Origin of the sequence: Nonomuraea sp. NPDC052265 (assembly GCF_044547985.1) — a bacterium.
Classification (GTDB): Bacteria; Actinomycetota; Actinomycetes; order Streptosporangiales; family Streptosporangiaceae; genus Nonomuraea.
Map to the genome: position 1 here is coordinate 535,942 of NZ_JBIUBJ010000003.1, position 21,390 is coordinate 557,331.

22 protein-coding genes and 1 pseudogene are annotated in these 21,390 nt (G+C 70.8%); 15 read left to right on the forward strand and 8 right to left on the reverse strand.

Going from position 1 to position 21,390, the window contains the following annotated elements; translation table 11 throughout:
• Positions 1-109: 109 nt before the first annotated feature.
• Positions 110-757, forward strand: coding sequence for a hypothetical protein (locus tag ACIHAD_RS12100; RefSeq protein WP_397354375.1), 648 nt, complete (start codon positions 110-112; stop codon positions 755-757).
• A 436-nt stretch (positions 758-1,193) separates the two neighbouring features.
• Here ACIHAD_RS12100 and ACIHAD_RS12105 read toward each other — a convergent pair whose 3' ends face one another.
• Positions 1,194-2,666: a recombinase family protein gene (locus tag ACIHAD_RS12105; RefSeq protein WP_397354376.1), complete on the reverse strand. Its 1,473-nt coding sequence runs from the start codon at positions 2,664-2,666 to the stop codon at positions 1,194-1,196.
• Positions 2,667-2,713: 47 nt separating this feature from the next.
• Between ACIHAD_RS12105 and ACIHAD_RS12110 the strand changes: the two are divergent.
• Both ACIHAD_RS12110 and ACIHAD_RS12115 read left to right on the forward strand, forming a co-directional pair.
• Positions 2,714-3,280, forward strand: a pseudogene (locus tag ACIHAD_RS12110) (cyclase family protein); the annotation flags it as partial.
• A 2-nt stretch (positions 3,281-3,282) separates the two neighbouring features.
• Positions 3,283-4,974 carry a thiamine pyrophosphate-binding protein gene (locus tag ACIHAD_RS12115; RefSeq protein WP_397354377.1) on the forward strand — a complete coding sequence of 564 codons (1,692 nt, stop codon included), beginning with the start codon at positions 3,283-3,285 and terminating at the stop codon, positions 4,972-4,974.
• 4 nt (positions 4,975-4,978) lie between these two features.
• Here ACIHAD_RS12115 and dhaM read toward each other — a convergent pair whose 3' ends face one another.
• The 3 genes from dhaM to dhaK are packed head-to-tail and all read right to left on the reverse strand — an operon-like array spanning position 4,979 to position 6,968.
• Positions 4,979-5,353, reverse strand: a complete 375-nt coding sequence (gene dhaM, locus ACIHAD_RS12120; RefSeq protein ID WP_397354378.1) for a dihydroxyacetone kinase phosphoryl donor subunit DhaM — start codon at positions 5,351-5,353, stop codon at positions 4,979-4,981.
• Positions 5,341-5,988 (reverse strand): dihydroxyacetone kinase subunit DhaL, encoded by a 648-nt coding sequence (dhaL, locus tag ACIHAD_RS12125; protein WP_397354379.1) that lies wholly within the window; start codon positions 5,986-5,988, stop codon positions 5,341-5,343. Before dhaL ends, dhaM begins: the two co-directional genes overlap by 13 nt.
• Positions 5,988-6,968, reverse strand: coding sequence for a dihydroxyacetone kinase subunit DhaK (gene dhaK / locus ACIHAD_RS12130; protein ID WP_397354380.1), 981 nt, complete (start codon positions 6,966-6,968; stop codon positions 5,988-5,990). The genes dhaL and dhaK overlap by 1 nt, the downstream gene beginning before the upstream one ends.
• Positions 6,969-7,123: 155 nt before the next feature.
• On the opposite strand from dhaK, the gene ACIHAD_RS12135 reads away from it, so the two are divergent.
• Positions 7,124-7,870: a lysophospholipid acyltransferase family protein gene (locus tag ACIHAD_RS12135; protein ID WP_397354381.1), complete on the forward strand. Its 747-nt coding sequence runs from the start codon at positions 7,124-7,126 to the stop codon at positions 7,868-7,870.
• 16 nt (positions 7,871-7,886) lie between these two features.
• On the opposite strand, the gene ACIHAD_RS12140 is transcribed toward ACIHAD_RS12135, so the two are convergent.
• Positions 7,887-8,693, reverse strand: coding sequence for a serine/threonine-protein kinase (locus ACIHAD_RS12140; protein ID WP_189652565.1), 807 nt, complete (start codon positions 8,691-8,693; stop codon positions 7,887-7,889).
• A gap of 56 nt (positions 8,694-8,749) precedes the next feature.
• Entirely contained in the window at positions 8,750-10,003 is a 1,254-nt protein-coding gene (locus ACIHAD_RS12145; RefSeq protein WP_397354382.1) for an MFS transporter, read from the reverse strand.
• Between the two features lie 65 nt (positions 10,004-10,068).
• Between ACIHAD_RS12145 and ACIHAD_RS12150 the strand changes: the two genes are divergently transcribed.
• Complete coding sequence (locus ACIHAD_RS12150) at positions 10,069-10,674, forward strand: ArsR/SmtB family transcription factor (RefSeq protein ID WP_397354383.1); 606 nt, start codon at positions 10,069-10,071, stop codon at positions 10,672-10,674.
• A 69-nt stretch (positions 10,675-10,743) separates the two neighbouring features.
• Here ACIHAD_RS12150 and ACIHAD_RS12155 read toward each other — a convergent pair whose 3' ends face one another.
• Both ACIHAD_RS12155 and ACIHAD_RS12160 read right to left on the reverse strand, forming a co-directional pair.
• Positions 10,744-11,367, reverse strand: a complete 624-nt coding sequence (locus tag ACIHAD_RS12155) for a DJ-1/PfpI family protein (protein WP_397354384.1) — start codon at positions 11,365-11,367, stop codon at positions 10,744-10,746.
• A 4-nt stretch (positions 11,368-11,371) separates the two neighbouring features.
• The gene (locus ACIHAD_RS12160; protein ID WP_397354385.1) at positions 11,372-12,334 is read right to left on the reverse strand and encodes a GlxA family transcriptional regulator; all 963 of its coding nucleotides are present in this window, start codon (positions 12,332-12,334) and stop codon (positions 11,372-11,374) included.
• Positions 12,335-12,840: 506 nt separating this feature from the next.
• Here ACIHAD_RS12160 and ACIHAD_RS12165 point away from each other — a divergent pair.
• The 10 genes from ACIHAD_RS12165 (at position 12,841) to ACIHAD_RS12210 (ending at position 21,360) form a co-directional block, all read left to right on the forward strand.
• The gene (locus ACIHAD_RS12165) at positions 12,841-13,329 is read left to right on the forward strand and encodes a recombinase family protein (protein ID WP_397354386.1); all 489 of its coding nucleotides are present in this window, start codon (positions 12,841-12,843) and stop codon (positions 13,327-13,329) included.
• On the forward strand, positions 13,326-14,783 hold the full coding sequence (locus tag ACIHAD_RS12170) for a recombinase family protein (RefSeq protein ID WP_397354387.1): 1,458 nt from the start codon (positions 13,326-13,328) through the stop codon (positions 14,781-14,783). Before ACIHAD_RS12165 ends, ACIHAD_RS12170 begins: the two co-directional genes overlap by 4 nt.
• Positions 14,784-14,929: 146 nt before the next feature.
• Positions 14,930-15,082: a hypothetical protein gene (locus ACIHAD_RS12175; RefSeq protein ID WP_397354388.1), complete on the forward strand. Its 153-nt coding sequence runs from the start codon at positions 14,930-14,932 to the stop codon at positions 15,080-15,082.
• Positions 15,083-15,486: 404 nt separating this feature from the next.
• Complete coding sequence (locus ACIHAD_RS12180; RefSeq protein ID WP_397354389.1) at positions 15,487-16,467, forward strand: hypothetical protein; 981 nt, start codon at positions 15,487-15,489, stop codon at positions 16,465-16,467.
• 245 nt (positions 16,468-16,712) lie between these two features.
• Positions 16,713-17,045 carry a hypothetical protein gene (locus ACIHAD_RS12185; protein WP_397354390.1) on the forward strand — a complete coding sequence of 111 codons (333 nt, stop codon included), beginning with the start codon at positions 16,713-16,715 and terminating at the stop codon, positions 17,043-17,045.
• Positions 17,046-17,189: 144 nt separating this feature from the next.
• Positions 17,190-17,633, forward strand: a complete 444-nt coding sequence (locus ACIHAD_RS12190; protein WP_397354391.1) for a hypothetical protein — start codon at positions 17,190-17,192, stop codon at positions 17,631-17,633.
• Positions 17,630-18,061 carry a hypothetical protein gene (locus ACIHAD_RS12195; RefSeq protein ID WP_397354392.1) on the forward strand — a complete coding sequence of 144 codons (432 nt, stop codon included), beginning with the start codon at positions 17,630-17,632 and terminating at the stop codon, positions 18,059-18,061. Before ACIHAD_RS12190 ends, ACIHAD_RS12195 begins: the two co-directional genes overlap by 4 nt.
• A gap of 3 nt (positions 18,062-18,064) precedes the next feature.
• Complete coding sequence (locus tag ACIHAD_RS12200; protein ID WP_397354393.1) at positions 18,065-18,460, forward strand: hypothetical protein; 396 nt, start codon at positions 18,065-18,067, stop codon at positions 18,458-18,460.
• Positions 18,461-18,462: 2 nt separating this feature from the next.
• A complete protein-coding gene (locus ACIHAD_RS12205) occupies positions 18,463-20,826 on the forward strand; it encodes a hypothetical protein (RefSeq protein WP_397354394.1) in 2,364 nt (787 codons plus the stop codon).
• A 126-nt stretch (positions 20,827-20,952) separates the two neighbouring features.
• Positions 20,953-21,360 (forward strand): hypothetical protein, encoded by a 408-nt coding sequence (locus ACIHAD_RS12210; protein ID WP_397354395.1) that lies wholly within the window; start codon positions 20,953-20,955, stop codon positions 21,358-21,360.
• Positions 21,361-21,390 lie beyond the last annotated feature (30 nt).

The following is a 21,390-nucleotide window of genomic DNA, read 5'->3' on the forward strand; positions in this document are numbered from 1 at the left end:
ATATAGATGTCCGGCCGGTCGATTCGCCGACACTGGTCGGATGTGATCCGCGTCACACGGCCACACTACAAGTTGGCTGCAAGTTGGTTGAAGCGCTACGGTCTCCGACATGGCAACTCTCACGGTCCTCTCCGGGGACCTGTCCAAGGCGCTCAGCAACGCGGAAGCGTGGCTACCGGCGAAGTCGCCGGTTCCCGTGGCGCTGTTGTCCGCTGAGATGGATGCCCTCGTGGTCACAGTTACGGACACCTTCACGGCGGGCGAAGCTCGGTGCCCGGTTGAGTCGTTCATCGGCGAACCCGAAGCCGTCGAAGTGTCGAGGGCGGACCTGATCGCGCTTGCGAAGCGCGCCCGCGAAGACGGCACCCGAAAGACGCATTCCCGTATCACGGTCGAGGCCGGGGCGGGCGTGATCCTTCATGGTGCCATCGACGAGAAGAACCCGAAGCCTGCGACAGCTCTTGCCGTGAACGGCAATGAGTACCGGCCCGAATGGGCGATGCTCGCGGACCTCTGGACGATCGCCGAGACACACGAGCCGTGGCTAATGGTCGCGCCCCAGTACATGACCTTGCTCAACAAGGTTCGGCCCGACGTGGCGGGCCGGGGGGCTCACCTGGTCGCCGTTCCGGAGATCGGCCCCATGCCGGAAGTGGGCGCCGTGTTCGGCAAGGTCGGCAAGCATTTCCGGGCGCTGATTATGACGCTCGACGAAAAGCGTAATGAAGACTTTCTAGGCGAAGGCGGTTTGTGGTGAAGGACTGGGGTTTTACCAAGCACGCGCTTAGCAGGGCCGTTGATATGGCCGTAGACCCTCACGAGCTGAGGGCTTGCCTCGACAGCCCCGAAGTGGTGTACGACCAGGAAACGAACCCCGCCTACTTCGGGCACAAGGTACGTGTTGCGGGCCGCCTGGCATTGGTTGTGGAACCTCACGCCAAAGTCGTCGTGACGGTGCTCTGGCGAGGGGAGGGCGACCGTAGCGACGTTGAGCGGTCGCGAGACCGAAGGGTTGCCGCGTGAGCCTTCCCCCCGAACTGGTCGAGGCGATCCGCGCGCAAGCCCGAAGGGACCACAAGCCGGACGCTGAAAGGTGGGCGGCTGTACTCGCTTCCGCTCGCGTGGTACGACGAGACGTGATCAGGCAGACCAAAGCCGCATAGAAAAGCCCCCGGGAACCCGGGGGCTTTCTGCTATGCCGGAACGATCGTGATCGAGTCGAGGGGGATCGTATGCTTCCGCCAGTAGCCGTTAGGTGGTAGCGGGTGAATGATGATCGCCTTCACGTAGCGGCCTAGGATCTGACGCCGATGCCCCAGATATTCGGGGTCGGTGTTGTTCCAGATGTCCAGTACTTCGGCCTGCCCCATCGACGCGGCTTGCTGCTCTGCTACAGCCTTCGCTTGTTCTAGCCGTAGCTCGTCGATGCCTTCGCGAAGTTCGGTCATCATCTGCCCGGCGTCCACCATCGGGAGTACGCCTTGCATCGCAGCGTCGCGAACCTCCCTGACGCGGTTCTCTAGCGCGCGAACCCTAGCGTCGAGCTGGGCGGCTTCGCCTGACGCGTCCTGATCGGGCATCTCACCCTCTTCTGTCCGAATGCGTTCAGTCACGTACTCGTCGAGCACCATTTCGAGCCATTCCATGTTGCGCGTCAGCTTGCCGCACCCACCGCGAACGGCAGTAACACACGCGAACCTGTGTACACGCTTCGGACCTCGACGCACGAGCATCGTGCTACCGCACTCGAAGCACTTCACGAACCCGCTGAGCAGATGCTTGCGAACCTTGTCGATGGGCGTGCGCGCTTCCTTGTACCCCTTCCGCTGGCCTAGGCGAAGCTGCATTGCCCGCCACTTGTCAGGGTCGAGCACCTTCGGCCATTCGCCCTCGCCGACCAGCTCACCGTCATAGAAGATCATGCCCGCAAGGCGGGGGGACGTGAGCAGGGTCGTCACAGTGCTGTCTACCCACTGGCGACCGTTCGTCGTGGTGAATCCTTCCTTGTTCCATCGACGTGTGACCGCGCCCCGGCTACCGCCCCCGATGAGCCAGTCAGCCGCCCAGTCGATCCACCTGACGGCTTCAGGGTCGAGAACTTCCATGTAGCCGATGCCCTTGAGCGGGTCAGGCTTGAGCCACCCCTTCATGTGTTGCCCGCCAGGCCGCTTGCCCAGTTCGCGGTTCTGGTGAAGGGTCCGGAGAACCTTTTGTTGAGTTTCCTCCGCCTCTGCGGCATCCTTCGCGGCGAAGAATCGCCCCATCATGCGCCCTTGCGGCGTCGTCAGGTCCACGGTGCCGGCCGTTACTGTGAACAGCATCACGCCGGTTTCCTCGACGAGTTGAATGATCGTCTCGAATTCGAGGGGGCGCCGCGTGAGGCGCGACGAACTGTAGTAGATGACCGCGTTGATACGGCCTGACCGCACGTCGTCTAGAAGACGGTCGAACTGGGGCCGCCGCTTGCGTGAACGGGTCGAGGCCGAGATGTCGTTATCGATGTAGGTGTCTACGATCGTCGCGCCGATGCGGGCGGCAAGTGCCCGCCCGTCCTCTTGCTGTCGGGTCACCCCCAGTTCTCGCCCTTCCCGGTCATTCGAGATGCGGGCGTATAGTCCCGCGAGGAGGGTTCCGCCTGGTTGGGGGCCGTGCATGGCGTACGTCACGTTCCTGCCTTCTAGTGTGTCTTTGAGTAAGTTACACGGGCGAGCACACCGGCACCCACTTCGACGCCCCGGTCCACTGGGTCACCGCCCGCGACGGCCAGGACGTCTCCCAGGTGCCCGTACGCAGCCTGATCGCGCCCGCGGTCGTGCTCGACTTCGCCGCGGAGGCGTCCAAGGACCCCGACTTCCTCCTCCGGATCGACCACGTCAAGGAGTGGGAACGCGCCAACGGCCCGCTGCCCGACGGCGGCTGGCTGCTCTACCGCACCGGCTGGGACGCCCGCTCCGCCGACCAGGCCGCCTTCCTCAACGCCGACGAGACCGGCCCGCACACGCCGGGCATCTCGGTCGAGTGCGCGTCCTGGCTGGCCGCCGAGACCCCGATACTCGGGCTCGGCGTGGAGACCGTCGGCACCGACGCCGGCGCCGCCCACTCCTTCGACCCGGCCTTCCCCTGCCACTCCTACCTGCTCGGCGCGGGCAAGTACGGCCTGACCCAGCTCCGCAACCTCGACCGCCTGCCGGTCACCGGGGCCGCCGTGGTCGCGCCGCCGCTGCCCATCGCGGGCGGCTCCGGCAGCCCCGTCCGGGTCCTGGCCCTGGTGGAGCGTTGACCGTGCCGGAGACGGCGGCCGCCGCGGTCGGCCGGGCGCTGGCCGAGCGCGGCGTCCGTACGGCGTTCGGGGTGGTCGGCAGCGGCAACTTCCACGTCACGAACGCGCTGGTCGAGCACGGTGTGCGCTTCGTGGCGGCGCGGCACGAGGGTGGGGCGGCGACCATGGCCGACGCCTACGCCCGGATGAGCGGCGAGGTCGCCGTCGTCACGGTGCACCAGGGGCCGGGGCTGACCAACGCCATGACGGGGATCGCCGAGGCGGCCAAGAGCCGTACCCCGATGATCGTCCTGGCCGGCGAGGCGACGGACGCGCGCTCCAACTTCCACATCGACCAGGACGCCCTGGCGACGGCGGTGGGCGCGGTCCCCATGCGGGTCACGCAGGCCGCGGGGGCGTGGGAGCGGGCGCTCGAAGCCTTCCGCGTGGCCTCCCAGGAGCGCCGCACGGTCCTTTTGAACCTGCCGCTCGACGTGCAGTCCGCCCTCGCCGCGCCGTCGTCCGGCCCGGCCGCGTCCTCGTCCGGCCCGGCGGCGACGGCGGCGGGTGAGGCGGACCGGTCCGAGGTGGGCGGCCCGTCGGGTCACGAGGGCCGGGCCGGGGCGGGGGAGGAGGTGGCGGAGCTGGGGCGGTTGCTGGCCGAGGCGCGGCGGCCGGTGTTCGTCGCGGGCCGCGGCGCCCGGCACGCCCGCCGCGAGCTGGAGGCGCTGGCCGACCGCACCGGCGCCCTGCTGGCCACCTCCGCCGTGGCCAAGGGCCTGTTCCGCGGCAACCCCTGGGACCTCGACGTGAGCGGCGGCTTCGCCACCCCGCTGGCCGCCGAGCTGATCCGCGGCGCGGACCTGATCGTCGGCTGGGGCTGCGCGCTGAACATGTGGACCACCCGGCACGGCTCGCTGATCGCGCCGGAGGCGAAGGTGGCCCAGGTCGACCTCGACCCGGCGGCCGTCGGCGCGCACGCCCCGGTCCACCTGGGCGTGGTCGGCGACGTCCGCGCCGTGGCGGCGGCCCTGACCGGGCCGGGCGGCGCCGCGCCGGGCTACCGGTCGGCCGAACTGGCCCGGCGCATCCGGGACGAGGGGCGCTGGCGGACGGTCCCGTACCGGGACGAGAGCGGCGCGGGACGCGTCGACCCTAAGACGCTCACCATCGCCCTGGACGACCTGCTCCCGGCCGAGCGCGTCGTGTCCGTCGACTCCGGCAACTTCATGGGATACCCCTCGATGTTCCTGGACGTCCCGGACGAGGGCGGCTTCTGCTTCACGCAGGCGTTCCAGTCGATCGGGCTCGGCCTGGCCACCGCGATCGGCGCCGCCCTGGCCCGTCCCGACCGGCTCCCCGTGGCCGCCCTGGGCGACGGCGGCGCGCTCATGGGCATCGCCGAGCTGGAGACCGTCGTCCGGCTGGGCCTGCCCATGGTGGTCGTGGTCTACGACGACGAGGCGTACGGGGCCGAGGTGCACCACTTCGGCCCGCACGGGCATCGGCTCGACACGGTCCGGTTCCCGCCCGCCGACCTGGCCGCGATCGCCCGGGGGCACGGGTTCGCGGCGGTGACCGTCACGGACGCCGCCGGGCTGGCGGGCGTGGCCGAATGGCTCAAGGGGCCCAGGGACCGCCCGCTGCTGGTGCACGCCAAGATCACCGGCGAGCGCGGCTCCTGGTGGCTGGAGGAGGCCTTCAAGGGTCACTGAGCGGTCAGAGCTTGCGGTAGGTGCGGGCCTCTTCGGCGGCGGCCAGCACCTCCGCCAGCGACCCGCCCGCGCACGCCGCCACGCACGCCGCCACCGCCCCCTCCACGAACGGCACGTCCGCGATCACCACCCGTCCCTCCTCCTCCAGCAGCCGGGCGGTCAGCACCGAGCTGCCGAGGTCGGGGATGATCAGCACGCCGTCGCCCCGGTCCACGCTCCGCACCGCCCGCTCGACGAGGTCGAGGCTGGTGCCCAGGCCGCCGTCCGCGGTGCCGCCGGCCGCCGCCACCGGTACGGTCTCCGCGGCGATCCCCAGGGCCAGCGCCGCGGTCTCGGACGCCAGCCCGGCGCTGTGCGAGACCAGCACTAGTCCGACCATCGGCCCTCCGCCTGGTCCCGGTCGGCCACGTCGGTCAGCGCCCGCATGATCAGGGCCGCCGAGGCCGCCCCCGGGTCCTCGTGCCCGACGCTGCGTTCGCCCAGGTAGCTGGCCCGGCCCTTGCGGGCCTGGAGCGGGATCGTCTCCCGCGCGCCCTCGGCCGCCGCGTCCGCCGCCAGCCGGAACGCCTCCAGCGCCCCGATGCCGTCCCGTACGGCCAGGGCCAGCGACCGGGAGGCCGGGACGAGCGCGTCCACCATGGTCTTGTCGCCCAGGGCCGCCTTGCCCAGCCGTTCCAGCGCGACGACCCCCTCCTCGAACGCCGCCTCGAAGCGGGCCAGCGTCACGGGGGCCTCCAGCGTGCGGCCCATCTGGCGGAACATCGAGCCGTACAGCGGGCCCGAGGCGCCGCCGACGCGGCGGATGAGGGCCGTGCCCGCCTCGGTCAGCACCTGCCCCGGCGAGCCCGGCGGCCGGTCGGCCAGGGCCTTGGCGACCTCGGTGAAGCCGCGGTCGAGGTTCGTGCCGTGGTCGGCGTCGCCGATGGCCGCGTCGAGCCGCGTCAGCCGCTCCCGGTCGCGGCGGACCAGCCTGGCCGCCTCGTCGAGCCAGGCCGCGAAGAAGCGGGTGTCCATCAACGCCCCCAGCGCAGCGCGGGCGTCTCGACCGGCGCGTCCCAGAGCCGGGTGAGGGTGTCGTCGAGCCGGCAGACGGTGACCGAGAAGCCCTGCATGTCCAGGCTCGTCACGTAGTTGCCGACGAGCGAGCGGGCCACGCGGGCGTCCTTGCCCTTCACGAACGCCGCCACCTCGGCGAACAGCACGTACAGCTCCATGAGCGGGGTGCCGCCCATGCCGTTGACCATGACCAGCAGGTCGCCGCGGAGCGGCAGGTCGCTGTGCAGGGCCTCCATCGCGACGGCGGCCAGCTCGCGGGCCGAGGCCATCGGCACCCGCGCGCGGCCCGGCTCGCCGTGGATGCCGATGCCCAGCTCCACGTCCGTCTCGGGCAGGTCGAACGTCGGCTTGCCCGCCGACGGCGTCGTACAGGAGGTCAGCGCGATGCCGAACGACCGGCTGCGCTCGTTCACCTCGCCGGCCACCCGGGCCACCTCGGTCAGCGGCGCGCCCTCCTCGGCCAGCGCGCCCGCGATCTTCTCCACGAACAGCGTCGCGCCCGTGCCCCGCCGCCCGGCCGTGTACGTCGAGTCCTGGACCGCCACGTCGTCGTCCACCAGGACGGAGGCCACGTCGTCGTCCTCGGCCAGCTCGGCGGCCATCTCGAAGTTGAGCACGTCGCCGGTGTAGTTCTTGACGATGTGCAGCACGCCGGCGCCGCCGTCGACGGCCTTGGTGGCCTCGATGATCTGGTCGGGCACGGGCGAGGTGAAGATCTCGCCGGGGCAGGCGGCGTCCAGCATGCCGTGGCCGACGAACCCGGCGTGCAGGGGCTCGTGGCCCGAGCCGCCGCCCGACACCAGGCCCACCTTGCCGGGGCGCGGTCCGGAGGCCCGGTAGACCACGCGGTCCCGGACCCGCAGCGCGGGATGGGCCGCGGCCATGCCGTTCAGCGCGTCCTCGACCACGGAGCCGGCGGTGTTGATGAGCTTCTTCATGGTCAGAACATCTGCCCGTTCTCACGGGAGGGCAAGCGCCGCCGCGTGAACAGGGCCGATGTCCTACGATCTCGTGACCTGAGCCGATCTTCTCCAGCCGAGGACGGTTCCGCCGGGTGGCCTGCCGACCGGTGTGAGTAGGCTACCTTCTGCTCATGGCTGAGATTGTGTACCCGCCGGTGATCGCCGCCGCGCGGACCCTCTTTCGCGTGCTCGACTACCGCTTCCACATGGAGGGCACGGAGCACGTGCCGCGGACCGGGGGAGCGGTGCTGGTGAGCAATCACATCAGCTATCTCGACTTCATCTTCGCGGGGTTCGGCGCGCTGCCGTCCAAGCGGCTGGTGCGGTTCATGGCCAAGCAGGACGTCTTCGAGCACCGCGTCTCCGGGCCGCTGATGCGCGGCATGCACCACATCCCGGTCGACCGCGGGGCCGGCGCCGGCTCGTACGCCACCGCGCTGCGCAAGCTCAAGGCCGGCGAGGTGGTGGGCGTCTTCGCCGAGGCCACGATCAGCCGCTCCTTCACCGTCAAGGAGATCAAGAACGGCGCGATCCGCATGGCCCAGGCCACCAACGTGCCGGTCATCCCGGTCGCCCTGTGGGGCAGCCAGCGGTTGTGGACCAAGGGCAGGCCCAAGCAGCTCACCCAGCGGCACGTGCCGATCACCATCCTGGTGGGCGAGCCGTTCCACCCCAAGCGCGGGGAAGACGTCAACCAGCACACGGTGGACCTGCACACGCGCCTGTCGGAGCTGGTCGACCGGGCGCAGCGCACCTACCCGGAGGTGCCGCCGGGCGTGTGGTGGCAGCCCGCGCACCTGGGTGGCACCGCGCCCACCCCCGAGGAGGCGGCCGCCATGGACGCCGCCGAGGCCGAGGCCCGCGCCCAGAGGGACTGACGCCGCCCGCCGGGGCTCAGATGGCGGCCTGGTAGGCGCTGGCGCGCATGCCCGCCAGCAGGCCCGCCGTCTGCTCCGGCGTGTAGCGGCGCACCGGGTCGTGGTGCAGCAGCCCCTCGATCAGGGGGCGCATCACCCCGGCCCGCCGCGGCGGCGGGTAGGGGCCGCTGCGGGCCATGCCCAGCACGGTGGCCGCGTCCTGACCGGGGTAGGGCGGCTGGCCCTCGACGGCGCTGTAGAGGGTCGCGCCGAAGGACCACATGTCGGCCTCCTTGCTGGCCGGCCCGCCGTGCAGCCGCTCCGGGGCCATGAACGCGGGCGTGCCGCGCAGGCGCCGCGAGGTCGTCATGCGGATGTCGCCCTCGGCGGTGGCGATGCCGAAGTCGGTCAGCACCACGCGGTCGCCGGTCAGCATCACGTTCGCGGGCTTGACATCGCGATGGAGCACGCCGGCCTTGTGCGCGGTGCGCAGCGCGGCGAGCAGGTGCTGGCCGATCGCCGCCACCGACTGCGCCGGCAGCGTGCCCACCTGGGAGAGCAGCTGGTGGAGTGAGAGCCCGTGAAGGTACTCCATCACGATCCAGAGCTTTCCGCCCACTTCCATCAGGTCGTGGACCGTGACGATGTTGGGGTGCGTCAGCCCGGCCGCCATCCTGGCCTCACGCAGCACCCGGCGGCGAACCATCTCGGCCTCACCGGCCAGAGTCAGCTCCTTCAACGCCACCTCTCGGTGGAGGAGCCGATCGAACGCCCGCCAGACGACCCCCATACCCCCACGACCGGCCTCCTCGTTCAGGAGGTACCGTCCGCCGATCTCCCGCATACCATCCCCTCAAGCTCGGGGATAATCATGTCATCTCCGCACACGGCATAGGGTGCCTAAGGTGATCTGGATATGTCGGAAAGTGTAGGTTCGCTGGTCAGCGCCGCAGAAATTCGCCGGGGCAGGGCGCGCCACACGAGCCCCACCGCCACCAGGCACAGCCCGGCGGCCCCGGCCAGGACGGCGGCCAGCCCGAACAGGTCGCCCGTTATGCCGCCGAGCGCCGCGCCCAGCGGCATGCCGCCCATGCCGATCAGCCGGTAGGCGGAGTTCACCCGTCCCAGCAGCTCGCCGGGGATCAGCCGCTGCCGGACCGAGACGACCAGCACGTTGGCCGCCGCCCCCGTCAGCCCCCACACCACCGCGACCGGGTAGAGCGCCCAGGGCGACGGCACGAGCATGGGGACGAGCAGCAGCAGGCTGCTGACCAGCCACGCCCCGACCAGCGTGCGAGCCTCGCCGGCCAGCCGCGTGACCGGCCCGGCCAGCGGGGAGCCGAGCACCGCGCCGGCCGCGAAGGCCGTCATCATGAGGCCGTAGCCGCTCGGGTCCAGGCCGATGCGCGACCCGTCGCCGACGGCCCACAGGACGAACACGGCGAAGTAGCCGGCGTTGGCCAGGTTCAGCAGGCCCGCCGAGATCGCCAGCCTTCTCAGGATCCGGTGGGCCAGCAGGTAACGCAGCGCCTCGCCGATGTCGGCGCGCAGCGGTCGGCGCGGCCCGGACGCTGCCGGGGCGGCCCGGAAGGAGCCCGCCATGCCGGTCAGGAGCAGGGCGGCGGCGGCGTACAGGAGGGCGGGGGCGCCGAAGAGGGCGGCGGGCAGCAGGCCGGCGAGCAGCCCGGCCACCGGGGCGCCGACGAAGTCGTTGCCGACGGTCTGGGCGCTGATGATCCGGGCGTTGGCCCGGGTGAGGTCGTCCCTGGAGACGGTCATGGGCAGGACGGACTGCGCCGAGGTGTCGGCGAAGACCTCGCTCACCCCGGCCGCGAACACCACCGCGAGCAGCGTCCACAGGTTCAGCAGGCCCGCCGCGGCCAGCAGCGCCGCCACCGCCAGCACCGCCGTACGCGCGGTGTTGGCCACCGTCATGACGCGGCGGCGGTCGACGCGGTCGGCGACCGCCCCCGCGTGCAGCGCGAACAGCAACCACGGCGCGGTGGCGGCGGCCCCCGCCAGCGACACCAGGGTGGGGGAGCGGGTCATCGACACGGCCAGCAGCGGCGCGCCGACCCGCATGACGCCGTCGGCCAGGTTGGACAGCGCGGTGGACGACCAAAGGAACCAGAAGGCCCGGCCGAGACGGTTCACGGCTCACTCCGATAGTGTGTAAGGAAAAGTGTGCATAGATCTCTTTGCAAAGATAGGCTTGCACAGTGACAGAAGGCAAGAGCTTCTCCGCCCGCACCCTCGACGCGAACGCGCTGAAGTCGTTCGCGCACCCCCTGCGACTGCGCATCTACGAGCTGCTCGACGAGCACGGCCCGGCCACGGCGACCGGCCTGGCCGGCCTGCTCGGGCAGAACACCGGGGCCACCAGCTACCACCTGCGGGAGCTGGCCCGCCACGGCATGATCGAGGTCGCGCCCGAGCTCGGCCGGGGCAAGGAGAAGTACTGGCGGATCACGCCCGGCGGCTTCAGCTTCGGACCGGCGAAGGGCAACCCCGAGGAGGTCGACGCCGCGCTGAGGTTCCTGCTGGACGACATGGTCCGGCAGCGCGGCGCGGAGCTGACCCGCTGGCGGGAGGGGGCGATGCGGGCTCCCGAGGAATGGATGCAGGCCGGCGTGTTCGCCCGCCGCTCCCTGCGGCTCACCCCGGAGGAGACGGCCGACCTGCGCGACCAGGTGCTGGAGGTGCTGGACCACTTCCGACGGCTGTCGGACGGCAGGGACGCCCCCTCCGGCGGCGGCCACGTCGTCGTGCACTTCGACGTCCTGCCGCTCGGCGCCATCGGCGACCCCCCGGAAGACCGCGCCTGACGCCCCTTTGTCCCGGGAACGGCGGCGCCCCCGTCCCGGGCGGGGGACGGGGGCGCTGTGGCCGGGCGGTCAGGAGATCAGGCTCATGGCCCGCTCGACCGTGCCCTCGGGCGCCTTGGCGGGCGAGCCCGCGTCGAACGGCGGCCGCGGGTCGTACTCGATCGCGAGCTGCACCGCCTGCGCCGTCTCGACGCCGTCCGCCTGGGCCAGCAGGGTCAGGGCCATGTCGATCCCGGCCGACACCCCGGCGGCCGTCACGATCTTGCCCTCGGCGACGACGCGCTCGCTCACCGGCTCGGCGCCGACGTCCGCCAGGCCCTCCAGCACCGCCCAGTGGGTGGTCGCGCGCACGCCCTTGAGCACCCCGGCGGCGCCCAGCACGTACGAGCCGCTGCACACCGAGGTCGTCCACCGCGTGTGCTCGTGGGCCTCGCGCAGCCAGGCGAGCAGCGGCTCGTCGGACATGGCCTCCAGGGTGCCGGGCCCGCCGGGCACGACCACCACGTCGGGACGGGGCAGGTCGGCGTAGGACGCGGTGGCCGTGATCGACAGCGTGCCCTGGTCGTCGGTCACCGGCCCCACCTCCCCGGCCACGAACGTCACCGTCACGCCGGGCGCGAACGCCAGCACCGTGTAGGGGCCGACCGCGTCGAGGGCGGTGAAACGCGGGTAAAGCGGAATTGCCACATGCATGGTGTCATTTCTCCTTCGACTGGAATCTGCGGCGGTGCTCGCCCGGCGACACCCGCCAGTGGCGGCGGAAGACGCGATAGAGGGTTTCCGGCGTGCCGAGCCCGGACTCCCTGGCCACGGTCTCCAGAGGGTGCCCGGTGACCTCCAGAAGGCGTCTGGCGGCGTCGGCGCGGCTGCGTTCGACGTACCTGCCGGGTGGCAGGCCGGTCTGCTCGGTGAAGACGCGCGAGAAGTGCCGTTCGCTCATCCCGACGCGCCGGGCGAGCGCGGGCACGCTCAGGTCGGCGGCCGGGTTGGCGTCGATGTAGCCCTGCAGCTCCCTCAGCGGCAGGCTGCGCGGCGTCATGGCCCGCATCGGCGCGCTGAACTGGCTCTGCCCGCCCGGCCTGTGCAGGTAGACGACGAGCCCGCGGGCGACGTCGCGGGCCAGCTCGTGGCCCTGGTCCCTGGCCACCAGCGCGAGCGCGAGGTCCACGCCGGACAGCACGCCCGCCGAGGTCCACACGTTGCCGTCCTCGATGTAGAGCGGGTCGGGGTCCACCTCGACGTCGGGGTAACGGTGGCGCAGGTCGTCGGCCGACAGCCAGTGGGTGGTGGCCCTGCGACGGCCGAGCAGCCCGGCCTCGGCCAGCAGGAAGGCCCCGTTGCACACCGAGGCGACCCGCCCGGCCCGCCCGGCCAGGTCGCCGACGGCCGCCACCAGCACGCGGTCCTCCACCTGCCGGGGCACCGACAGCCCGCCGGCGACCAGGAGCGTGTCGATCGCCCCCGTCACCTCGCCGACCGCCCCCGCCATCACGCTGACCCCGTTCGACGCGCTCACCGCCCCCGCCTCCACGGCGGCCACCTCGACCCGGTAACCACGCCCCCGGGCGATCAGGTCGGCGGTCGCGAACACGTCGGCCGGCCCGGCCATGTCCAGCAACTGGAAGCCCGGGAAGACGACGATCACGATCCGCCGCTGCATGCCTTCATGCTGGTCGCAGCCCTGCGATGGCGTCAATGACACAAACCTTGCATATTACGCCACACCCCTGGAAATGGAGACGGCCGGCACCCCTGCTGGGGTGCCGGCCGTGGCTCTGGGTGGGTGGTCAGCCCATGTGCGGGTAGCGGTGGTCGGTCGGCGGCACGATCATCGCACAGCCATATAGGTCTGAGCTGCGTGGACGCGGCCGGTGTCGCCGGGGCTGCGGGCTGTTTGGTCGTGAGGGGACAGTTTGCGACTGGCCGAGGATTGGTGGGCGTCGTACTCTCAACGCCGTTGGGGAGGAATATCTCCCCTGTATGGTTCGGCTTCTTGTCGAGTCCGCGATTATCGCGGAGCCATACAGGTGTTCGGATAGGCGTGCCCGGCCACGGCTGGGAGGCGCCGCACGGCTCAGGAGGGAGTGCGGAGCGTATGAGCGTCTTCGAGGCCGCTCCCGGGCCGGCGTGTGCGCCTGTTCGCCTGCCCGACCGTCAGGGGGACAGATGACCGAGACTCCCAACGTGCTCCCCGCGGCCCTCAGGGCGCCGCAGAGCGTCGAAACCCGCCCGGCGGGCCCCAAGCCTCATGAGGGCGTCCGCTGGGCGCTCTACGCGCGATCTGGGGGCGGCAGCCTGGAGCAGACTGCGCAGCAGTTCGCGTTCATGGAGGAGACCGTCGCCCGGCTCGGCGGAACGATCGCCGGCCACTTCTCCGACCTGGGCGTGGTCGGCGACGGCATGGCCGAGCTGATCCGGGCCGCGCACCGCGGCGACGCCGACCGTGTCATGGCCTGGAGCCTGGATCGGTTCGGCGGCCGGACCGGGGACATGACGCAGACGCTGACGGCCTTGCGTGACCTCGGCGTCGGGGTCACGCTCGCCGGCACCGGCGAGGACGTCGACGGGGCGTTCGTCGCCGCGACGCTCAGCGTGGCGGCGGTCGTGGCCGAGCAGGCGCGCCGCCCGCGCCGTCGCCCCGGCGGCGGTTTATGACGCTGCCGTACTGGTCGGAGACGCTGGACTGCACCGGCCACCGCTGGGCGATCTACGTGCGGATCTCCCAGGACCGGGTGGGTGCCGGGCTGGGCGTGCAGCGGCAGGAGGTTGAGGTCCGAGAGATGATCGCACGCCTCGACCCGGAGGGTGTGATCGTCGGCGTCTACAACGACAACGACATGAGCGCCAGCAACGTGCGCAAGCGCCGCAAGGATTACGAGCGGATGGTCGCCGATATTGAATCGCGGGTCGTCACCGCGGTCGGCTCCTGGCATTTGGACCGGGTGACGCGCCGCAATGTCGAACTGGAATTCCTGTGTGAGTACGCGGAGAAGATCGGCACGTTGTTCGCGGCGGTCCACGGATATATCGACCTGCGGACGCCGGGTGGCAGGATGTCGGCCCGCATGCACGCGGCGGCGGCTCGGCTGGAAGTCGAGACGAAAGCTGCACGGCAGAAATCCGCTAATCGGCAAAAGGCACTACAAGGCGAGAGTTGGTACGGCGGAATGCGCGCCTACGGATATGAAAAAGACGGCACGACCCTGATTGAGGCCGAGGCCGAGGTATTGCGCGAAGTGGCCCAGCGCCTCATCAAGCGGGAGACGCTGCGCTCAATCGTCGTCGACCTGGACCGGCGGGGAATCCGCACGTCGACCGGCCGGCCCTGGCAGGCCGTCACGCTGCGCCGGGCGTTGCAGAACCCGCGGATCGCCGGCTGGCGGACGTCCAACGGCGAGAAGGTCGCCAAGGGCCAATGGGAAGCGATCATCGACGACGACACCCAGGCGAAGATCACGGCGATCTTCGCTGACCCTGAGCGGTCCAAGGGCGGCGGGGGCGGTTCCGCGGCCCGCAAGTATCTGCTGTCGGGAGGGCTGCTGGTGTGCGGCCTGCCCGGCTGCGGCAAGGCGCTGCAGTCCCAGCCGTCCAACTCCGGGGCGCGCGGCTACGTGTGCCGCAAGAGCCCGCCGGTCGGCGGCTGCGGCCGCATCCGCGTAGGGGCCGAGGCGTTGGAGCAGGAGGTGGCCGCCCGAGTCCTGTCGCGGTTCGCCTCGCCGGCCGTCACGCGGCGCCTGCGCCAGGCAATGACCTCCCAGGGTGAGCAGCAGATCCTCGACCAGATCAAGGAGCACGAGGAGAGCATCGGCGAACTCGCGGCGGACCTCGTCGCGAAGAAGATCTCCCGGATGGCGTTCCAGGCCGCCGACCGCCGCACCCAGCAGGAGATCGCCAAGCTGCGCGGACAGATCGCCCAGTCCAACCGGCTGTCGACGCTGCCGGAGGGGCTGGGCCCCCGCGAGCTCGCCGAGTGGTGGGCGGACGCTTCGCTGGACCGGCGCCGGGACCTGGTGTCCACGGTGCTCGACCACATCGCCGTCGGCCCGGTGACCAGAGTGGGCTATACCGGGCTGGACCTGGACCGGTTGAACTGGGTGTGGCGAGACTGACCGAGAACGGGACGAACACGAGCGGTTGCCGTGAATCCGCCGTTTCGGCTGCGCGGTACGTGGTCGTGCGCCTACGCTGGGCTACACCGATCCTGGGAGATCGCCCGTAGGGTTGCCCTCACCGCCATGCACCACCGGAGGGTCCTGTGGATGATGACGTCGACCGCCTCACCACCCGAATCGCCGAGCTGCTGGCCGACGAGCCGGAGGTGAAGATGAGCGACGAGCAGGTGGAGGCCGCGGCCCTGATCATCGGAGCTGATGGCGCTTCCGGCATGGTCTATCGCGCCGTGGCCTGAGCCGGCGAGGAGACCACGACGCTCAGTCCCCGCCACGGTGGGGCGCGACACGCGGAAGGCCGCGGAATCACGAAAGTGACTCCGCGGCCTTTTCTGTGCGCCCGCCACTGTGCCGTCCACTATGGCAACAGTTGTCATGGCTGAACATCGAGGCGTACGGTAAAAATTGCATCGACTCCTCGCGAGCACCGGACAGCGCGGAGTGCGACACGCTGAAATGACCCGTCAGCGGCCGGCTCCCTCCATCGAGCCACCCAGGCCGTCCTCGCCCACACAGTGCGAGGCGCTGCGGTGGACCCCTCGAAGGCCCTCGCGCCGCTGGCGGCCCTGCTGCTCGACCAGGAGACCGACGTGCTCGACCGCCGCATCCCCCGCCTGCCGGGCGGCGACCGACCATCACCGAGATGACTACGCACGCCGACCGCCGGCCCCGGCCCGCCTGGACGCTCCGCGCGTGCGACGTCATCCACGACACCCTGGCGCCGATGCGCGTGATCGGCTGGCACGGCCTGCAGCTGTGCGGTGTCACCCCCTCCCGGGTGCCGATGCGCGTCACCCACCCGCTGGGCCGCGTGCTGGACGTCACCCGGCTGATCGACCCTGACGACCCTGACGACAAGGACGGCGCCATGCCCAACCTCGCCTTCATCGCGATGACCACCACCGGCTCCTCCGCCGACACGCACGAGATCTGGGAGCTGTCGGCACGGCTGCGCCACGACGCGCGGGGCGCGCATGACGCCGTCTACCACTGGCAGATGCCGGTCCATGACCTGCGCCGAGCCGAGGGCGGCCGCCTGCACAGCGGCGGCTTCTACACCCGCTACCGGGGCTTCGGCGAGCCGGCCGCCCTGGACGTGGAGCTCAACAGCTACCGGCCGGTCCCCATGGGCGAGCTGACCCGGATCCTGGCCGCGTTCCTCGTCGACGCCCACCCGGTGATGCTGTACGCCGAGCACGACCAGCCGTTCTTGGCCGCGCTGCTGCGCCGCAACGGCCAGCCCGCCGCGTGGAAGAGCGCCGTTCCGCTCACCGCGTTCGCCGCCGGCGCGGCCTACGGCTACGCCGCCGGGTGGAACCGGCACATCGACGGCGTCCAGTCCGACCTGCTCGGCGACGGCGAGACGTCAGCCACGCCGACGATGCTGAACCGCCGCATCGACACCAGCGGCTACGGCCTGCCGTGGCATGCGGCCGACATCGCGACCGAGATGGGCCTGCCGCCGGCCGTGTACGCCGACACCGTCTCCGCGGCCGGATGCCTGGACCTGACCGTCGGGCTGTGGGACGCCATCATGGCTCCGCCCGCCGCGCCGACGGCGGTGCCTGGCAGCGTCGCAGCCGACGCCGCGACCACCGTCATGACGGTCGCTCGCGGATCGTAGGCCGCGTGCTTGAAGCCGCCGGGGGCACGGTCTGATCGATGGAAGGCGGACTGCGCCCCTTTGTCTTACGCGAAGTGCATTGCGGAACGGCGTCGCATCGGTACCGTGTGTAGCCAGCTACAGCAGCAGGGTGACAAAGTTTCATTGTCTCCCTGCACCGTATTGCGCGCCGCGCCCGCTCCGCCCCCCACGGACCGAGGCCACGCGGATGAGGAACAGACAGGGGAAGTCGAGGAGAAATGCTCATGCTCTGGACGATCAAGTTCCGTGATTTGGCCGTGGCCGATGAGGAGATAACCGCCAGCGGCTACAAGCTCACGCACGAAGGACGCATCCTGTCGTTCTTCGACGACCGTGGCGGCGAGGTGTTCGCATGCGCTCTCAGCAGCGCATCCTGCTGGGCGCCGCGCGTCAGCTCAACTCCTGAACTGCGAGGAAACCTCGCCACTATCTCGTCCGGGCCGGGCCTGAACCCGTTCCCGCAGGATGGCCGGCAGGCGATCGAAGCTCAGGCCGCGGCGGCCGCCGCGGGCGGCATGGGTCCCCGGCCCGACGGAAAGCTCGTCGCCACCGGCTGAGCCGGCCCTGATCCCGGAAAGCCCCGCCGTTTCCGCGCTGGAACGGCGGGGCTTTTCGTATTCGCTCGCTCATCGCGCCAACTGTCGATCTCAACGGAAGCTCTGTGCAGTATGCTGCACGCTACAGCTACCTATGGGGGAACAATGCCCTATGGAAACCATGACAGTGGCCAGCCTGACGACCTGTACCCGTACGTCGATCTGCGCGGCCGCCAGGACGACGACGCCGCCCCCGACGATGACGGCGAGGGTGACGACCCCGGCGAGCCGACCGTGACCCGCAAACGCCGCCCTGCGGCCGCCACGCCCAAGACCGCCAAGACCAAGACGACCACCCGGCAGCCGCGCGGTCGCACCCGTAAGGGCGCCGAGCTGGCGATCGGCGGCCTGATCTTCATGACGCTGACCGGGTTCGCCGTCTACGCCGTGGCGCACGAGGTCCTCGGGTGGCCGCGCGACATGGCGCTCGTGCTCGCCGGGCTGTCAGCAGGGCTGTGCCCCCTGCTCGGGCAGGCCCTCCTGCACGCCCGCCGCCGCCTCGCCAAATGGATCGCACCCGGCAAGACGACGAGCAGGGCCCGCCCGTGAACTGGTGGATCGTCTCGGCCGTCCTGCTCGCCGTCGCGGTGGCCGGCGGCGTGCGGCGGCGGCGATGGGACGCCGTCGGGCCGGTCATCTGGTGGCGCGAGCAGCGGCTGCACCGCCGCCCCGCGCACATCATCGGCCGCCTGACCAAGCTCCTGCTCGGCGCGGCCCTGCTCGTCGGCGCGTTCGTCGCCGGGCTGCTGCTGCTCGGCGTGCTCGCGGCCGCCCTGCTCGCCGGCGCGGCGCTGGCGTGGGCCTGGTGGCGACTGCGCTGCGCCGCCCGCGCCTCGGCCCCGCACCGCTACCTCCACGAACGCGACGACGTCGACCAGCCCGACAACGAGACCGGCCCGTTCACCTGGCCGCCCGGCACCCTGCCCGAACCCCCCGACACGGAAGACCCGCACAACCCCCGAGCGCTGGAGTGGTGACGCATGGCACGACGTGCCGCTGACCTGGTCAAGTACCCGACCCGCAAGCCCGAGCAGATACGCCTGTACGGCCGCTACGCCGAGGAACTGCTGCGCGACCTCGAACACGAGTTTTCCGATCGCCGCCGCGAGCTGGTCAAACGTTGTTACGCGCTGCTCAAGGAAGCGCAGCGCCAAGGCGTCGACCAGGGCGACGACAAGTACCTGCGGGCGATGCGCGCGACCGTCGGCCTCGTGACGGCCGCGGTGTGCATCAAGCTCGCCCGCGCCGGGGTGCGCTCGGTGTACCCCTCGTTCGAGAAGCACTGCGGTATCGCGGTCGACGGCCTGCGCGACAAGCAGTACGGCAAAGGCAAGGGCAGGCCCAAGCCCCTGGACGACGAGAAGATGGAAATCTGATCATGGTCCGGACGAACCGCCACCTGCGCGAGGACCGCAAGGCCGAGCGCAAGGTTCGTCGTCAGCTCGGCGAGGTCGGGGGCGAGCTGTCGGCCCTGTGGCGAGCGCTGGCCCCGTGGGTCCTGGTCGTCACCGCGATCGGCATCGCCCCGGCCGCCTGGTGGCTCGCCCGCCACTACGACGTGCAGGGGTTCACCGCGTTCTGCATCGCGGTCGCCGGGGCGCTCATGCTGTACGTGTCGCTACACCTGACCCGGCGGCGTGACCTCGGCCGATGGCACGAGCTGTTCAATGTGACCGCCCCGGTGGGCGTCATCGCCTACACCGTGGCGTACGGCCCGAACAAGTACGTGCTGATCGCCGCCGGGGTGTTCGGCGTCGCCTCGGCGATCATCTGGAACAGGAGGCACACGAGTACGGCGATGCGCGAGCTCGAACGCGCCGCCGGCGGGTTCGGCGCGGCCGCGGGCAACGTGCCCGTCCGCTGGCAGCAGTTCACCGCCGATCACATGCCGCAGGTCAAGGACTCGCAGATGACCGTGTTCGCCAACACGCCCGAGGTGCTGCACGTCGGCGTCGAACTCGGCGAGGGCGAGCTGCCCGAAGACCTCGCCGACCGCTCGGCCCTGCAGAAGATCACCCGGTTCGGCGGCGGCATCATCGGCGGCACGACCCTCGCCGTCGGCGACTACCTCGATCGGGTCGGGATCACGGTGCTGCGCGTCGACCCGCTCAAGAAACCGTTCCCGTGGGCCGGGCCGACCGCGCCGGGGGAGAGCATCATCGAGCCGATCGAGAACCTCGGGAAGTACCGCGACGGCATCGACCTGTCCCTGCTGCTGCCGCACGTCGCCGCCAAGACCGAGGACGGCGAGGACAAGCCGCACTCACACATGACCATCGTCGGCATGTCCCGCTCGGGCAAGGGCTCGGCGGGGGAGCAGATCGACGTGTGCGTCGCCACCCGCAAGGACGCCGCGATCGTGCTGTGCGACCCCGTCAAGGCCGACCAGCAGCTCGGCGCGATCAGCCAGGGCGCGGCCTACGTGCTGACCAACCGCTCGGCGATCCGCGCGTTCCTGCACCGGATCGTGCACGTGACGATCCCGCGCCGCTCGGCCTTCCTCGGTGACCCGCGCCGCAACGGGCTCGGCAAGGTGTGCAAGGAATGGGAACCCGGCTGCGGCCTCACCTTCGTTCTCGTGCACATGTACGAGGCGGCCGCGCTGTTCAACAACCCGCACCTGACGCAGATCAGCGAGCAGGCCGCCTCGGTCGGGATCCAACTGATCCCCGAGGTGCAGATCGCCAAGCACGACAAGATCGACACGAACCTGCGGTCGAACTGTGGCGACTTGCTGCACTTCGGCGTCAAGGACCCCGACGACGCCGCTCTCGTCATGCCACCCGAGCTGCTCGACATGGGGGCCGCACCGTGGGCGTGGGGCAACCGCCAGGGCGGCATGTGTTACGCCGCTCTTGGGCACCTGCCGTTCAACCGCCAAGCCATCCCGGCCCGCTTCGCCCGCCCGGCCCGCGACGGGTCCGACATCACGGCCGCGCTGGCCGAGTACATGCACCTGGTCGACCCGCTCGACCCGACCACGGCCGAGTCGTGGGGCGAGCCATACGAGCAGTTCGCCGCCACCCGGGCCGCCGAGCGTGACCGTGCCCCCCGGCAGTACGCGTTCGCCGGCCCCGCGCCGCTGCAGGGCGCCGTGCTGATCGGCGACCAGTCCGCCCCGCAGGTGACGATCCCCGCCGCGCCGCTGCCGCCCGCGCCTCCGGCAGCTAGGCGCCGCAGTGAGCCTGCGCCCCTCGACGAGCCCGACACCGGGTTCGACCTCGGCGACCCCTACGACGATGAGACCGAGCCCAGCCCCGAGGAAGAACAGGCCGAGCGCGAGCACGTCGCCGACGCTGTCGTCGGCGATCTGGCGATCGTCCTCAGCGAGAGCCCCGAGGCGCAGCCCGTGCTCGACGAGGCGATCGCCGAGCTCGAACGCCACGGTTTCGAGACCGAGGTCGATGACGGCGGCATGCTGCCCGGCCGGGACATGGACTTTCCCGCCGACCCCGACGAGGCCCATTTTCAGCCGATCGTGCACCGCGACGAGGCCCTCGACATCCTGCTCGACGTCCTGAACACCAAGATCGGCGAGGGTAGCCGGTTCCGCTGGTCGGACCTGTACGACGAACTCGAACGGCGGGCCCGGCGGGGCGAGTCATGGGTGCGCAAGTGCCGCCCGATCCTCATGGGCTGGGGCTGCATTCAGGAGACCGACACGTTCGGCGTGTTCGAGGTCATCCACACCCGCCGGGGCGACCTCGATGACTACCCAGAGTCACCAGATGGCGAACTGTGACGGGGAACTGTGACGCGGAAGATCGTCACAGTTCCCCGGCGCTGTGGCGGCCGTTTTCGCCGCTCCCCCTTAAAGACACGAGGCGGAACAGCGTCCCTGTCACAGTGCGCGTCACAGTCACCTGCAGTGCTGGGCACGGCTCGGCGCCCGCGCACGCACAGTAACCACGACAAGATCACGAACGGAGATCCGATGCCCATTCCCCCGCCCCCCGACGACATCGACATGCCGACCCGACATGAGCGCCGGGTGCTCGGCCGCACCAGCCCGACCAGGGCTGTGGAGATCACGCAGGGCGTCCTGTCGATCATGGGTTTGATGCTCGCGGTGATCTTCTTTCCCGATGTTCTGAGCCTCGCGCCGCTGCCGCCGTACGTCGTGGCGGCCCTCTCCGGCGGGTTCTGTCTGGCGGTCACCGACGTCGCGGCATGTTCGTTCGGCGGCCGCCCCCGTCGCGTCCTCCCGACCGTGATCGTCCTGATTGGCGGGGGAGTGACGCTCGTCGCGATCGCCCTGGCCGCCCTGCCGCTGTAGCCCCACCCCCGACCGAGATCATCCGACAGA